The 15,280-nt window shown below is 38.0% G+C and carries 16 protein-coding genes and 1 pseudogene; 13 read left to right on the top strand and 4 right to left on the bottom strand.

Annotated features, from left to right (window positions below; all coding sequences use genetic code 11):
- Positions 1–6: 6 nt before the first annotated feature.
- Both Bccel_RS30385 and Bccel_RS20585 read left to right on the top strand, forming a co-directional pair.
- On the top strand, positions 7–855 hold the full coding sequence (locus Bccel_RS30385) for a hypothetical protein (protein WP_036937340.1): 849 nt from the start codon (positions 7–9) through the stop codon (positions 853–855).
- Positions 848–2,077, top strand: coding sequence for a hypothetical protein (locus Bccel_RS20585; RefSeq protein ID WP_036937342.1), 1,230 nt, complete (start codon positions 848–850; stop codon positions 2,075–2,077). Before Bccel_RS30385 ends, Bccel_RS20585 begins: the two co-directional genes overlap by 8 nt.
- Before the next feature lie 118 nt (positions 2,078–2,195).
- On the opposite strand, the gene Bccel_RS20580 is transcribed toward Bccel_RS20585, so the two are convergent.
- Positions 2,196–3,113 carry a Fic family protein gene (locus Bccel_RS20580; protein WP_036937344.1) on the bottom strand — a complete coding sequence of 306 codons (918 nt, stop codon included), beginning with the start codon at positions 3,111–3,113 and terminating at the stop codon, positions 2,196–2,198.
- Positions 3,114–3,459: 346 nt separating this feature from the next.
- A complete protein-coding gene (locus Bccel_RS20575) occupies positions 3,460–3,645 on the bottom strand; it encodes a hypothetical protein (protein ID WP_036937346.1) in 186 nt (61 codons plus the stop codon).
- Between the two features lie 284 nt (positions 3,646–3,929).
- On the opposite strand from Bccel_RS20575, the gene Bccel_RS20570 reads away from it, so the two are divergent.
- From Bccel_RS20570 to Bccel_RS20530, 11 genes and pseudogenes are all read left to right on the top strand, one after another.
- Positions 3,930–4,610 (top strand): ABC transporter ATP-binding protein, encoded by a 681-nt coding sequence (locus Bccel_RS20570; RefSeq protein WP_036937347.1) that lies wholly within the window; start codon positions 3,930–3,932, stop codon positions 4,608–4,610.
- Positions 4,600–5,940 (top strand): ABC transporter permease, encoded by a 1,341-nt coding sequence (locus Bccel_RS20565; RefSeq protein ID WP_036937350.1) that lies wholly within the window; start codon positions 4,600–4,602, stop codon positions 5,938–5,940. Before Bccel_RS20570 ends, Bccel_RS20565 begins: the two co-directional genes overlap by 11 nt.
- Positions 5,941–5,951: 11 nt before the next feature.
- Positions 5,952–7,322 (top strand): ABC transporter permease, encoded by a 1,371-nt coding sequence (locus tag Bccel_RS20560; protein ID WP_036937353.1) that lies wholly within the window; start codon positions 5,952–5,954, stop codon positions 7,320–7,322.
- 179 nt (positions 7,323–7,501) lie between these two features.
- A complete protein-coding gene (locus Bccel_RS20555) occupies positions 7,502–8,194 on the top strand; it encodes a response regulator transcription factor (protein ID WP_036937355.1) in 693 nt (230 codons plus the stop codon).
- A 9-nt stretch (positions 8,195–8,203) separates the two neighbouring features.
- A complete protein-coding gene (locus tag Bccel_RS20550; protein WP_036937358.1) occupies positions 8,204–9,640 on the top strand; it encodes a HAMP domain-containing sensor histidine kinase in 1,437 nt (478 codons plus the stop codon).
- Positions 9,641–9,942: 302 nt separating this feature from the next.
- Entirely contained in the window at positions 9,943–10,071 is a 129-nt protein-coding gene (locus Bccel_RS32190) for a hypothetical protein (RefSeq protein ID WP_276326128.1), read from the top strand.
- Positions 10,072–10,150: 79 nt separating this feature from the next.
- Positions 10,151–10,654 carry a restriction endonuclease subunit S domain-containing protein gene (locus Bccel_RS20545; RefSeq protein WP_050753682.1) on the top strand — a complete coding sequence of 168 codons (504 nt, stop codon included), beginning with the start codon at positions 10,151–10,153 and terminating at the stop codon, positions 10,652–10,654.
- Entirely contained in the window at positions 10,651–11,688 is a 1,038-nt protein-coding gene (locus Bccel_RS20540; RefSeq protein WP_036937360.1) for a PDDEXK nuclease domain-containing protein, read from the top strand. Before Bccel_RS20545 ends, Bccel_RS20540 begins: the two co-directional genes overlap by 4 nt.
- Positions 11,681–12,505, top strand: coding sequence for a type I restriction-modification system subunit M (locus tag Bccel_RS31730; RefSeq protein ID WP_242857038.1), 825 nt, complete (start codon positions 11,681–11,683; stop codon positions 12,503–12,505). Before Bccel_RS20540 ends, Bccel_RS31730 begins: the two co-directional genes overlap by 8 nt.
- Positions 12,489–13,165: pseudogene (locus Bccel_RS31720) on the top strand (HsdM family class I SAM-dependent methyltransferase). The gene Bccel_RS31730 and the pseudogene Bccel_RS31720 overlap by 17 nt, the downstream one beginning before the upstream one ends.
- Positions 13,166–13,183: 18 nt before the next feature.
- Positions 13,184–13,588, top strand: a complete 405-nt coding sequence (locus tag Bccel_RS20530; protein WP_036937367.1) for a hypothetical protein — start codon at positions 13,184–13,186, stop codon at positions 13,586–13,588.
- 224 nt (positions 13,589–13,812) lie between these two features.
- On the opposite strand, the gene Bccel_RS20525 is transcribed toward Bccel_RS20530, so the two are convergent.
- Together Bccel_RS20525 and asrC are read right to left on the bottom strand one after the other, a co-directional pair.
- Complete coding sequence (locus Bccel_RS20525; RefSeq protein WP_050753681.1) at positions 13,813–14,274, bottom strand: ferritin family protein; 462 nt, start codon at positions 14,272–14,274, stop codon at positions 13,813–13,815.
- Positions 14,275–14,284: 10 nt separating this feature from the next.
- On the bottom strand, positions 14,285–15,271 hold the full coding sequence (gene asrC / locus Bccel_RS20520) for a sulfite reductase subunit C (protein WP_036937371.1): 987 nt from the start codon (positions 15,269–15,271) through the stop codon (positions 14,285–14,287).
- Between the last annotated feature and the right edge of the window lie 9 nt (positions 15,272–15,280).

Here is a 15,280-nt window from a genome sequence, read left to right as displayed (position 1 = left end):
AAAGAATTGGGTATTAATAATGAGTACTTAAAAATTTTGTTTGAGCATTTCAACAATGAGATGGTTGAAATCGTAAAACAAAATATTACTGCCAAAGCAAATAGTGTAATTGACTTTAATTTAAAAGAAGCTAATTTTTTGTTAAACGAACAATTAAGAGATGTTTTCGGCTTTAATCAACAAATCTTGCCGGAAAAGGAAGCTAAACGCCTATATATAAATCCAACAGTGCATAGAAAAGAGTATATCAGTAATAAAGTGGTAGCAGATATGGTAAAACATAGCTTATTTGTCTATCTCAATGACTATATCAGCAAAATATTACCCAATATAAAACTTTCTTTTGATATAAAAGGGGTAAGAACTCTTTTAAGAGCAATAAAGAATTATACAGCAGACATTCGTAATTATACATTCACAAGAGATTGGGCTATAGCCCGTGAAACAAGGGAGACACCAGAATATAAGAAATTGGTTGAGAAAGAAAAAAATATACAGTATAAAAATATGCAGCAAATAAGAAATCATCTATATATAAATTCTAAAGATTTTGCATTTAGTATAGAAATTTTGGAAATACAAAATAGATTGTTAAGTAAAGATGAGCTCGATTCATATACAGAAGGATACAAAGCTGCTAACGGGCTTTATAATATTGATGGTTCTTTTGTAAATAAAAGTGAGGCAATGAGGCTTATAAAATCAAGCCATCAAGTTATTGGTATTACAATAGCTTTTAAAACGACAATCTCAAAAAGAAATGGATTTTTAATTTCGTTTGACTATGGGATAGATAGTGGTGAATCCGAGCTAGAAAGCCAAGAGAATGTAAGTGGAGAACAGAAGAATGAATAGAAATCAACAACTAACCGAACTCAAAGATAAAATAAAAGCCTCTATTCGCCGGAACTCCGACCGGGGATTTATTCCTTATAGCGGTTGTAACCGGGTATGTGCTGAAATGATGTCCATCATGGAGCAGGCGGAAACCAACAACGATGCCTTACAAGCCTTTGAAATTTACATCATGGTGTTACAGGAGGCAATCAAGCTAATCTCCCATGCAGATACATCTTCGGGAGCTGCGGGTGACGTCATCCATGGTTGCCTGAGCGAGATAGACAAGTTGTGTCAAACTGTTGCCGAAGAGAATCATAAGCATTTCTTTGACACTATTATTAAAGCTGCCAAGAATAAAGCTTTCAAGGATTGGCCTGAAGATGGCTACAGGCTATTAAAATCTACAGTCTGTTTTGTGTGCAACGAGAAACAGGCGCAAAAGGTTTATGAGGTTTTTCCCGCCCTCGGAACAATGTATGACGGCAAGGACTATCCGGACAAGCTGCTAATTACACTTCACATCATAGAAAAGCTGGAGGGTAAGGAGGCAGCAGACAAATACCTGATGGATAATATTGATGTGCCGGAACTTAGGATGATTGCTGTTGAAAATGCTCTTGCTGTGAAGAATTATCCACTAGCTGAAAAGCTTTGTATTGAAGCTTTGAAGAAGAATCCAAGAGGCCATTTTAATAAGCCTGCTCCCTGGGCGTACTATCTTGAGAGACTATATGCCGAAACTGCTAATGAAGAGAAGCTTACAGAAATGGTACGCTTCATACTCTTGCATTGGGATTCTTCATATTTTAAAAAGCTGAAGGAAATATATCTGCAGAAGGGAAGATGGGATCTGGAAAGAGAGCTACTGCTTGAAGAGCTATCAAAGGTCTATATGCCTCACCTGTACGCGATGTTACTTGCTCAGGAGGGTGAAGTTCAGAAACTGTTGGATGTAATTATGAAACATAAATCTTATATTACGGATCACGGGAAGCAGCTTGCAGAAAGCTTTCCGGAGGAGACTTATAAAATTTATAAAGAATATATTCTGGAAGAAGCTAAAGAAGCCACAGATAGAGGGAAATATAGAAGTGTATGCAAAATAATTAAAAATTTCTATGAAGCGGGTGCGAAGACCGAGGCTATAGAAATGATTGACCGATTAAACGGAATGTATCAGCGTAGACCGGCAATGATTGAGGAACTTGCTGGACTGAAAAAGAAGTTGAGTAAATGATTTCAGAGTGACTTTCAGTTGACCGGACAATAAAACAGAACTACTCGAATTTTTCGAGTAGTTCAAAAACAGAGTGAATAAAAATTGGTCAACAATCCTGAAAAACCGGATTGTTGCCTCAACCCTTCAATATCTTCAAATACCTGTCCAGCATCTCCTCAACATAACCTCCCACAAGCAATGCCATTTGCTCATGACTGCCGGTCTCATAATAAGAGGAAAAACAGTCATAGTATTTTCTGCGGTCAGCAAACTTAATATTGATTGCCGGCAAACCTGCCGAACTCAACTCAAAATTGAGGAGCAGCCTCCCTGTTCTGCCGTTTCCGTCAATGAACGGATGAACACCCTCGAAAAGTAGATGGTACAAAGATACCCGTTCTACCGTATGCATTGTATTTACCATTTCTTCATGCCTTGCCATAAGCTGCTCCATTTGTACAGGAACAAGGTATGGCTGAGGGGGCTCATGCTTGGCACCCATGATTCTAACAGGAATCCTACGGTAAACGCCTCTATCCTCAGGCCTGTCGTTCAAAACAAGGCTATGGATTTCTTTAATAACCCGTTCGCTCAGAGGAACCTTTTCCTGTATCAATTGCAGCATATATTCAAAAGCATCTCTGTGTCCTATAACCTCAAGGTGGTCTTTCAAAGGCTTGCGGTCAATTGTCATACCTTCAAGTACCATGGCAGTTTCCTGAAGAGTAAGCGTGTTTCCTTCTATAGCATTTGAGTTGTAAGTGAATTCAACTAAAAATTCATCCTTAAGTCGTGCCACTTCTCCAACTGTCAGAGGGCGTAGTGTATCAAGAGCAACTTTTTTTTCATCGATTCGGGAAATCAGTTCTTTAAGTTTACTATTTCTAAAGCGGCTTACTCGTCCATCTTCAGGCTTTGGGCTATCTGCGGGAATCAGCCAGGAGTGTCCTGCCCGCTTTGCGTCTTTTATTTTTCCGGCAGCACATAGGATGCGTACCTGCCTGTCGGATATACCCCATTTTGCTGCCGCTTGCTTTGCGGATATAAAGTCCATGCAAAATCACCTCAAGGAATATTATATTCCGATATCGGAAATATATCAATGAAAAAGTATGATTTCCGAACACATATTTCCGGAATCTCATAATGTCCTTTCTGTCCCAATAGTCACACAGTAAACCCGCCAGGCAGAACCCGTTCCTCCCTATAACCCTTAAACAACTCCGCCTTACCAACCCTAAAAACTCCTTCACCGCCACAAACCGGTCAAACCAATTAACCCTTTGCAATGGTGTGGCGTTTTTACCATCACCCTCGCCTCCACCAACTTTGCCCCTTTCCATCAATGGAGAGGAGAGCATATAAACTTTAATGTACAAAAGTTTCAACTACTTTTCTTTTTAAGATATTGTTAACGGATTTAAGTCTTCTTTTGACTTCAAGATATATTTTGTTATTTTATCTTCGTCCAGCCATTCATAAGTTTTTATATCAAGCTCTATTGATCTGCTTTCAAGCTTTGCTTTTTCTTCTTTCAAAGTCTCCATTTTTGTTTTAACAATATTTTTATCAAGTGTACCTTCCATTACTGCATCCACAAGCTTGTCAATTCTGGAGTTAACCTGTGTAAGGTGGGTTTCTATAGTTTTCTTTTCCTACTGGCTTACTGTCCCATGATTTTTTGCATACTCTATAATCTGTTACGAAGCAAATTTTCTTAAGGTAATCTTAAGGTTCGCCTTAACTGGATTTAAGTTTAGCATGTTAGGATTATATTATGATAGAAAATAGGAAAACAAAGCTAGTTTTATGGTTGATTTAAATGACAGCTAGAAAAAAGAAAACAATATAAATTCTGGAGGGTATTAAAATGATAGAAGTTAGAAAGGTAAATAAAACCTACAGCATGGGTAAAGAGATAGTGAAGGCACTGGATGATGTGAGCCTTAGGATAAATGCTGGAGATTTTGTAGCCATAGTTGGGCCTTCGGGCTCAGGAAAGTCAACCTTGATGAATCTCATAGGGGGACTGGATACTCCTACAGAAGGACAGATATTTGTGGATGGGAAAGATATCAGCCACTATAAGGATAAGGAAATGTCAAAGTACAGGAATGAAAAAATAGGCTTTGTATTTCAGTCCTTTAACCTGGAAAACACTTTAACTGCCTTAGAGAATGTGATGATGCCTTTGATATTTGCTGGGGTTAAGGAAAAGACAAGGAAGGAAAAAGCGTTAAAGGCTCTTGAGCTGGTAGATTTGATGGACAAGACAAAGAACAGGCCCATGGAGATGTCGGGAGGGCAGAGACAGAGAGTAAGTATTGCAAGAGCCTTGGTTAACGATCCTCATATAGTGTTTGCTGATGAGCCCACAGGAAATCTTGATTCCAAGAATGGTAAGGCAATAATGGAGCTTCTTCATGAATTGAACAAGAAGGGCTATACCATCGTCATGGTAACTCACAACATGGAGCAGGCAAAGCAGGCAGCAAGGATAGTGAGCATATGTGATGGAAGAACAAGAGAGGTAAACAGAGATGAGATTTAAGGATGCAGTAAAATTCTCCTTTGGAGATTTGAGAAAAAGAAAGGGCAGAACGATTTTGACCTCCCTCGGGATTGCAATTGGGAGCATGCTAATAATTACTATGGTGAGCATGGGAACAAGCGTCAAGGGTTATTTAATGGATCAGCTGAAGCAAATGAATAATGCCAAGACTGTGACGGTGTATAACACTAGAAATATAGATACGAGCAAGCTTTCAGATATGAATATGGAAGAAGTGAATGAGTTTTATGAGCAGAATTTTAAAAAGCTTGATGATGAAACAATAGCCAAGCTTAGCAGCATTGACGGGGTAACCTCAGTGCAGGCTTATATGGACACTTCAGTTGATACAATAAAGTTAGAGGGAAAAGAAAAGTCTGGCAGATTCAATATAACAGGGATAAATACTAAATACAGTGTCTTTTTCAAGGATGATATAGAAATGGCTAGGGCTAAAAAAAATAATAAGGATTTGCAGCCAGTGAAGGCTGGAAGGACTTTAAAAGAGAGGGATAGAAACAGTGCACTAATAGGCGAAAAGTATTTGAAAAAGCTTGAAATAAAGAACTATGAGGAGGTTATAGGAAAAGAAATAACCATTATTCAGGAATCCACCTCCAACAAATTGGTTAAGGTCAAACCAATGGAAATGAAGCTCACAGTAATAGGCGTGGTGGATGAAAGCTTTTCTGAAGGACTCAGCATAGTGGTGTCTAATGAGGTAGCAGGCAAGCTAAAGGGCAGGGAAAGCTTTACAAATGATTATGGTAATGCAAAGGGCTATGATTATGTAAAGCTCCATGCTCAAAATGCTGAAGACGTAAAAGACATAACGGAAAAATTAAAGAGCATGGACTATGGCTACGTTTCCTTTGACGATATGGCAAAAAAAATATCAGATATATTTATGCAGGTAGAGATGGTGCTGTCCATACTGGGAATCATTGTGTTGTTTGTTGCAGCAATCGGCATTGTAAACACCATGATAATGTCAGTATTTGAGAGAACAAAATCCATTGGAATAATGAAAGCGGTGGGAGCTTCTTATGTAAATATCAACACTATTTTCGTCACAGAAGCAGGAGTAATAGGCTTTCTAGGAGGAATCATCGGGATAATTTTAGGAAAAGGAATAAACAAAATAATCCAGGTGCTGCTCCGCAATTTTATGACTAGCAGCGGCTTAACAGAGACCATAAGCTTTGGAACACCGGCGTGGCTCACCTGGGGTACTTTGATCTTTTCAATGACAATTGCCATTTTGGCAGGGATGTATCCAGCTAACAGAGCATCAAAAATGGACCCAGTAGAAGCATTGGCTTCAAGGTAGGAGGATGTGTAATGACTAGTAAAGATTTAATTAAAATGAGTTTTAATGATATAAGGAATAAGAAGTTAAGAAGTTTTCTTACTATACTGTCCATAAGTATTGGAACCATGCTGGTTATCATTATGGCAGGCATAGGCAACGGACTTACCAGCAAGATAAATACAGAGGTTAAAGAGGTGCTTGGCAGCTCAAACCTGATAACTGTAATGCCTTATGAAAAGTCAGATCACAATTTGAAGATCGTTATAGACATGGGAAAAGAAGCCACAGATGTAAGCAAGCCAAAGGAAAAGAAAATAGATGATGAGGTTTTGACAAAGCTTAAGGGTATCAGTGGAGTAAAGGATATAGCTGCAGTTGTAAACAGCAAGGCAACCTTCAGCAAAATAGGAGATAAGGAAGGCAAAAGTGCTGATATCATAGGGTTTAACCCAAGCTATGCCGTGTTTAATAATGAGGATATAGAGTCCTTAAGTAAAATCAAAGAGACGAAGAGATATAACAAGGCTACTTCACAAGCAATTATCGCAGGCTCAGAATTTAAATGGGCCTCCAAGGATGAGGTTATAGTTGGGCAAAAATATCTGGATAAGATGGACATAAAGGACTACAAAAGTGTAATAGGCAAGGAAATTGAATTGAAGTTTGTTCTTCCTTCCATGGAAGAGGGAATAAAGCCAAAGATTGCGTCAGTCAAAGGTGTTATCGTTGGAGTATTGAATGGTGATTATCCACAGAGCTACGGAAAAAGCATCCTTATGAGCAGTGAGCTGGCAGCAGAGCTTCAAGGTCAAATCTTTGGAGAAGGTGATTACTTGAAGCACCAGGGATATTCAAATGTTATAGTAAATGCTGAGAGTGTGGACAGTGTTAGGGCAATAACAAATAAAATTTCAAGCATGGGCTATGAATTTAAGTCTGCTGTAGATACCATTGACCAATTAAATAAGAAGATCAAGGTTATGGACTTTATCTTTATTGCGGCAGGAGTGATAGTACTGTTTGTAGCTACCTTGAGCCTGGTGAACACCATGACCATGTCTGTACAGGAAAAGAAAAAGTCCATAGGAATCATGAGAGCCGTGGGAGCCTCAAGAAGCAATATTACTGTAGTATTTCTTATGCAGTCTGCAGTGATGGGCTTTTTAGGAGGGGTATTAGGAAGCATTATAGGAGTAGGCGTCGCTTTTTTGGTTAACCTGGTTTCAAAATATAATCAAATTGCCAAGGGTGTAGAATCTCCTTTAAAGCTTATCAGCCTGCCCTACTGGTACATTGCAGCAGCAATAGTGTTTACTGTAGCTATGGCTGTATTTGCGGGAACCATGCCCTCAAGAAGAGCAGCAAAGCTTGACCCTGTAGAACTGCTGGCCTGTGAGTAAAAAGTAAATGTTTTTCAAAGCTTTGAAAATGTACTATACTATATAAAAAGCACTATTAATCTTACATTTGACGGAGCAAAATAACGAACGCTTTAACGTTATTTTGTGATAGGCAAATGTAAAAGATTAATTGCTTTTTATATTAATATAATAACAGCTTGGTACTGGAGGGATTATCTTTGAATATACTTGTTGCTGATGATGAAAGAGAAATTGTTGAGCTTATTGAGTTGTACCTTTCCAAGGAAAACTATAACATAATAAAAGCTTACGACGGCATGGAGGCCTACAATAAGTTTGGTGAAGAGAAAATAGATCTGGCAATACTAGATATAATGATGCCTTTGCTGGATGGCTTTCAGCTGGTAAAGAGAATAAGAGAAAAATATAATACACCAGTGATCATCCTTTCAGCCAAGAGCGAGGATATAGATAAGATCCTAGGGCTTGGCCTGGGCGCAGATGACTATATGACAAAGCCCTTTAATCCCTTAGAGCTTACTGCCAGAGTGCAGTCACAGCTTAGAAGATACCATAAGCTTGGCCCAAGTGTCGAGCTTATGGAAAAGTCAGTTATAGAAATAGGCGACATAGTGCTGGATGAGGATGGTATGACTGCCTCCAAAGGTGACAAACAGCTTGAGCTTACCTCAAAGGAGTTTAAGATATTATATCTTCTGATGAAAAATCAAGGCAAAGTATATACAAAAAAACAGATATTTGAGTATGTTTGGGAAGACAATTATTATAATGATGATAATGTAGTAATGGTTCACTTAAGCAATTTGAGAGATAAGATTGAAGATAACCCCAAGGCACCGAAATATATAAAAACTATAAGAGGGCTCGGATATAAATTTAATGGAGTTTAAGGTGACAGTATGAGAAAGAGAAGATATAAATCTACTTTAACAAGAAACTATGCTATAGCAGCCTTTGGAATGCTGGGGATTATTATTCTTTCTATTGTGTTTATGTTTTTCAGACTAAGTTTTTACATTAATGGCGTTGACAAAGATAATCTTCTCCCTAAGCTGTCTGCAAGGGATATTTTTGCAGAAGACTTCAGCAAGATGAATACCAAAGACCTGGAGAGGGAGGGAGGCTGGGTTGAAGTCTTAGATGATCAGTATAAGGTAATATTCACAAAAGGCAAAAAAAATGACAGCGTAACTCAGTATGATAGAAATGAATTGATAAACAGCCTTCTAAAAGATGATAAAACAAAAGGAGCTACATACAACAGTGTCTATGCATTCAGAGGCAAGGACGGCAGAGATTACCTGTGTATAGTGAAATTTTCATCCTTATCAGGGCAGGTTAATGAAGCACTTAAACCGCATATAAACTTAAATTTTAATAGAAAAGACCCGGTAGACAGGCTTATAATAAATGCCCTAGCGGAAAGTGCACTGCTTCTACTCTTTATGACCATATTGTTTTTCATTTTGTTCAGCAAAATTACTTCAAAGACAGTTACTAAACCACTGACCTATATTAGAGAAGGTTTGGATAAAATGACTAAAGGAGACTTGAATACAAGAATACATTTCGATGCACATTATGAATTTACAGAGATTAAGGATTCCTTTAACTATATGGCAGAGAGGCTTCAAACCAGTGAGAGGGAAAGGGAGGAAGCGGAAAAGAGCAAAAAGAGAATGATAATGGATATATCCCATGATCTGAAGACCCCTATAACAAGCATTACCGGATACTCCAAGGCTTTATGTGAAGGTATGGCTTTAGATGAGGAAAGCAGGAAGAAGTATTTATCCTATATATATGATAAATCCATAAGAATGACAAGACTTATAGATGACCTTTTCAGATTTTCCAAGATGGAGGATAGCGAATTTAAACTGAATAAACAACCTTCTGATATAGTTGAATTTCTGAGAGAAGTAATTGCTTTAAATTACGGAGAAATCGAGGTTAAGGAAATAGAACTGGATATTAATTTACCGCAAGAGGAAATAATTTATAGCTTCGATAAAGTAGAGTTGGACAGAGCACTGACAAATATAATAACAAACATGGTAAAATACAATCCAAAAGGTACGGAGGCGTTCATTGAACTTGTAGAAGAAGAAGGAATTAAAATCCGTATAGGAGATAAAGGCGTGGGCATGAGCAAAGATTTAAAGGCCACAGTTTTTGATGCCTTCGTAAGAGGGGAAAGTGCTAGGAAGACAGACGGTGGAACAGGACTAGGACTTGCAATTGCCAAGAAAATAGTGGAACTTCACGGCGGTAAGATTCATCTGGAAACAGAAGAGGGAAAGGGAAGCAACTTTACCATAGAACTGCCAATATAGAACAAACCGCCTTTTGAGACCTTTTCCGTAATAGATTTTATATAGCTGTTTTTTCATATATGCTCTTCAAGCTAACGGAAAGGGGAATAAGTAAGAAGAGTTCGCCTCCACCAAATAATTATTGAGTCTTAATTTACAAAGTAAGAAAACAATAAGAAAAACAACTTAAACATATTGTATATTAACCATAAAACAAATAAAATAGTGTTGAGAAACTGTGGAAAGTATAGGAATAGCATTAATTGAAGTTTGATTGAGAATTACCGCATCATTTGAGCATTTCTAAAAATAGGGGTGATTTGATGAATCAAAATCCAGAGCAAAGAGCCAGGGATATTATAGACAAGTGGTTCAAGAGGCTGGGCACAGTACTATTCGGACAAAGGGGCGAAATTTATAAGAATTGGGAATTTAACCAGAGTTGGTATTGATATTGATCTGTCGGAAGTTCAGTATGTTAGACTGCCAGAGAAAGCAGAAGGACTGAGAAGCAGACTTCAAGAAGGAGATTTGCTGATATATATAACTGCTGATTTAGGTAGCATTGGAATTGTACCAAGTAATTTTGGAGAAGCATATATTAATCAGCATATTGCGGTAGTACGATTAAATGATTCAAGATACAGTAAGTTTGTAGCTTGGTTTCTAAAAAGTGAAACTGGCAGAAAAAGACTACTAGCGTATCAAAGAGGTGCGACTAAAAAAGGACTTGGTTTAGATGACATTAGAGATGTTTTAATTACTTATCCAGAAGTTCATGTGGCACTAAAAATAGTCCAAGAAATCGAATCCCGCTTATCTGTCTGTGGCAAAATGGAAGAGGTTATACAGAATAGCCTGGCACAAGCAGAAGCACTTCGCCAAAGCATCCTTAAAAAAGCCTTTGAAGGCAAGCTTGTACCCCAAGACCCCAATGACGAACATGCTGAAAAACTTCTTGAGCGGATACGATTAGAAAATCAAAACCCTACTCCCAAATCTACAAAGAAAAAAGTTAAAGGAGCAGTCAAATGAGTGAGCTTAGCCAATATACCAATATCCTTCAGGAAATAAAATCTGAAATAAGAGAAGGCAGGCATAGGGCTGTTCTTGCTGCAAATAAAGAGCTTATAACTCGCTACTGGAATATTGGTAATATAATTTTAAAACATCAGAATCTTGAAGGTTGGGGTAGCAAGATCGTTGATAGGCTTGCAAAGGATCTGGCTTCCGAGTTTCCGGATTTAAAGGGCTTTTCAGCAAGAAACTTAAAGTATATGAGAAAGTTTGCTGAGGAATATAAAGAAATTGAATTTGTGCAAGAGGTGCTTGCACAAATTACGTGGTATCATAATATAACATTGCTTGAAAAGGTTGAAGATACAGAGGAAAGAACGTGGTATATTCAAAAGGTTATAGAAAATGGCTGGTCGCGTAATGTAATGGTTCATCAAATAGAGACTAATCTATATAAAAGACAGGCTCTGGCAGAAAAAACTACAAACTTTAAATCACTGATGCCAGCCAATCAAAGTGAATTGGCGTCAGAAACATTAAAGGACCCATACATTTTCGATTTTATATCTTTCAGAGAAGGAATGGATGAAAGGGATATTGAAAGACAATTGGTTCAGAAAATTACCAAATTCCTTTTAGAACTTGGTACAGGCTTTGCCTTTATTGGAAACCAATATCACCTGGAAGTTGGTGGAGAAGATTTTTATATTGATTTGCTGTTTTACCATACGAAGCTAAGATGCTATGTGGTTATTGAGCTTAAAACAGGAAAGTTCAAGCCGGAATATGCAGGTAAGCTCAATTTCTATCTTTCGGCTGTTGACAATAAATTAAAAACTGATTATGACAATCCTTCCATAGGTATAATCCTGTGTAAGGAAAAGAATAAGCTGATTGCAGAATACGCATTAAAAGATATGACAAAACCAATGGGAGTAAGCGAATATAAGTTGCTGCAGGAAATTCCGGAAGAATTAAAGAGCAGTTTACCTACTATAGAGGAGATTGAAGAGAATTTTACAAGTCTGGCAGGGGGAGAAATTAATGAGTGAAAATAACACATCAAGTGTTGTGTCGAAAATATGGAGCTTTTGCAATACCTTAAGGGATGACGGAGTTGGCTATGGAGATTACCTGGAGCAGCTTACATACCTTTTGTTTTTAAAGATGGCATATGAGTTTTCAAAGCCGCCTTACAACAGGGCATTGCCTATACCTGAAAAATATAATTGGGACAGCCTTACTCAGATAAAAGGAGCTGAACTGGAGTCTCATTACAATGAACTCTTACGTGAGCTTGGGAAGAATAAGGGAATATTGGGGCAGATTTTTATCAAATCTCAAAATAAGATACAAGACCCGGCAAAGCTTTCAAAGCTCATAGATATGATTGATAAAGAACAGTGGAGCATCATGGGTGCTGATATTAAGGGTCAGATTTATGAAGGGCTGCTGGAAAAGAATGCAGAGGATGTAAAAAGTGGAGCCGGACAGTATTTTACCCCAAGACCTCTTATAAAAGGTATTGTAAAGTGCTTAAGGCCTGAGCCTATGAAGACTATATCCGACCCTGCCTGCGGAACAGGAGGCTTCTTGCTGGCAGCTTACGACTATATTGTGCAAAACCATTCTTTGGATAAAGACCAGAAGCATTTCTTAAAATATAAAACCTTCTTCGGTAATGAAATAGTCGCAAATACAAGAAGGTTGGCACTTATGAATATGTTTTTGCATAACATAGGTGATATTGACAGCGACAACTTTATTTCTTCTGCAGACTCACTCATAGCGGATACCGGACTTCGTGTCGATTATGTCCTGACTAATCCGCCTTTTGGTAAAAAAAAGCAGTATGACTTTCACCAATGAAGAGGGAGAACAGGAGACTGATGACCTGACTTATAATCGTCAGGACTTCTGGGCTACCACAAGCAATAAGCAACTGAATTTTGTGCAGCATATCCGTACACTTCTCAAATCTGATGGAAGTGCTGCTGTCGTATTGCCAGACAATGTGCTCTTTGAAGGCGGAGCTGGAGAGACAGTCAGAGAAAGCTTCTTGAAACTACAGAGCTCCATACAATCTTAAGGCTTCCAACCGGAATATTCTACAAGCAGGGGGTAAAGGCTAATGTGATATTCTTTGATAATAAGCCAGCCAGTAAAGCCCCTTGGACAAAGGAAGTTTGGATTTATGACTTTAGGACCAATATTCACTTTACATTAAAGAAAAATCCTTTAAAGGTTGATGACCTGGATGAGTTCATAAAGTGCTATAACCCAGAAAACAGGCATAATAGAGAGGAAACATGGAACCCTGATACAAATCCGGAAGGCAGATGGAGAAAATTTTCTTATGAGGATATTGTAAACCGGGATAAGACAAGCCTTGATATTACCTGGATCAAGGATAAAAGCCTTGCTGATCTAGATAATCTACCTGATCCTGATGAATTGGCAAATGATATTGTGGAGAATATTGAAGCTGCCTTGGAGAGCTTCAGGGAGATAATGGGTAAACTGAGTTGAAACTTATTTGAATGAATTATGACTATATGCAGAATCAAGCAGGAAGAGCGTATTAAAAGTGTTGTTACTGGGACAAAGGTTGAAAATTTAATAAAGGGAACCGATTGTGAAACAGAGGAAGCTGATGAGCTAATCCAAAGAGACATTGAGCTTGATGCTTTTGATATAATAAAAGAAATGCTAATAAGACGATTCAAAGGCCATGGAATGGCTAAAGTAGTGGATTACGGCTTACTCGTATCTTGGAGTGGTTTTAAAAGCAGCGTTATTAAAGAAACGGCAAGGCAGTTTTTTAAGGTTAGGCTTTGGACTCACAAGGAAATTGTTGATGAGTTCCTTGCAAATTATGATAGGATGGACCATGATATAAAATTGGAAATTCCTTTGAAAAGGATTTGGGTAATAAATAATTCGGAGGAGTAATTCGTGGGTTTGCAAGGCTGCGGTTCGCCTCCACCAAATAAAGCCACACTTTTTGGCTGTGGCACAGTTTTAAGCCGGAAAAAGCAAGGAGCACGTTGATAATTACTTCAACGTGCTCCTTGTGTATTATCAACTTTTGTAAATACAGATTTATCATGGATCGAGATTAAAGTGAGGCTTTTACCAGCTTTATACCTGATGGCGAAATCGAATAAAAGCAGATGCTATAAAATTTTTTGAGAATATTCGTACAATGCTCTTAAATGAGCTTTTTCTTGTAATATGATCCGGTCTATTTCTTCTGCATGGGAGGAACCTATAATTTCCTTTAATTCATTCAAAAACATGATTGTATCTTTCTCAAGCTGAACCGCTATAGCAAATCCCTTTTCAAAGTCCGTTACTTCTCGGTCCCCATTTAAAAAGCCAATTGTCTGAGTCAACAGGCAATCCATATAAGCTTTGTATTCATCATCAACCTTTTGTGCCGAAAAGGTTATAGTTTCAGTCTTAAATCTAGTATAAAGTTCCTTGTGTGCCAATTCCTGCTTTGACAGTTTATCAAATAATACAATCAGATTTGAATTGTACGTCATATTTTTCATATTGCTGTAATGAACTGAACCCATTGATTCAAGCTCAATCATAACATTGAATATATCCTCAAGTGAAAATACTTCCTTCATGGCTACCTCCTTAATATATGGAATGAAATTGATCATCCTGCTTGTAATAATAACCGCTCCATTGAATGTTTTCGGCAATTTGAATTTCCTTGTTCAGCTCCACATCCTTTAAAACCTCGGATTTGAAAACCTGGTAGCCTACACGATCAACGATATAACCTATATGTTCCTTTGGCAAAGTCCTGTCAATGTAACGATCAACGAATTCATAAGTGTTTTTGATTACCTTAACAATTACATCCTCGGAGGCCCATTTTATGAAAGGCATGGCCAAACGGGGATTTTTTTTGCCCGTCCGCCCCATTATTACCATACGGTAATATGCTTTTGGGCTTCTTGTCCATGCTCCTGTAGGGCATTGCAAAATACATTCTCCGCAGCCAATGCACTTATCGGTATCTCTTTCTATATTAAAGTTCTTTATAGCCAGTGCACCTGTAACTTTTTTCTTGCAGTTTTTCACACAGGCTTCACAGCTGATACAACGGCTTACATCATAATGGGGTTCAGTTGTGCAAATAATACCAAAGTCCTGCATATGAGCTTTTATGCAATCATTTGGGCAGCCGGTGACAGCGATTTTAAAATGAAAATCATGAGGGTAGCACGCTCTTTCAATTGTTTTAGCCAATCTTGTGGTATCATCGTTTGCATATGGACATACACGATTTCCGATGCATGCAGAAATATTTCTTGTGCCTGCTGCGGGATAGCCATAATCTGTTGATTCTATATCAAGACCTAGAGACTCAATTAATGGTCTGATTTTTTTATTGATCTCAGGAATTTTTTCAAAGTCAATAAATGGAACTTCAAAACCCTGACGGGTTGTCAAATGGACCGTCCCGTCCCCATATTCTTCGGCAATGGACTTTATAATAGTTAAAAATTCGGCTTCAAGATGACCACCGGGTACTCTGATTCTTAAAGCAGTTTTGCCTCGTGTTTTTGTTATCCTGTATGCATTTTTAGTAATTTTTTTGCGATTTATGCTCATATTATCACC

Source organism: Pseudobacteroides cellulosolvens ATCC 35603 = DSM 2933 (genome assembly GCF_001262605.1).
Taxonomy (GTDB): domain Bacteria; phylum Bacillota; class Clostridia; order Acetivibrionales; family DSM-2933; genus Pseudobacteroides; species Pseudobacteroides cellulosolvens.
The sequence above is the reverse complement of the archived record's forward strand: the minus strand, read 5'-3'. Positions and strand labels throughout refer to the sequence as shown.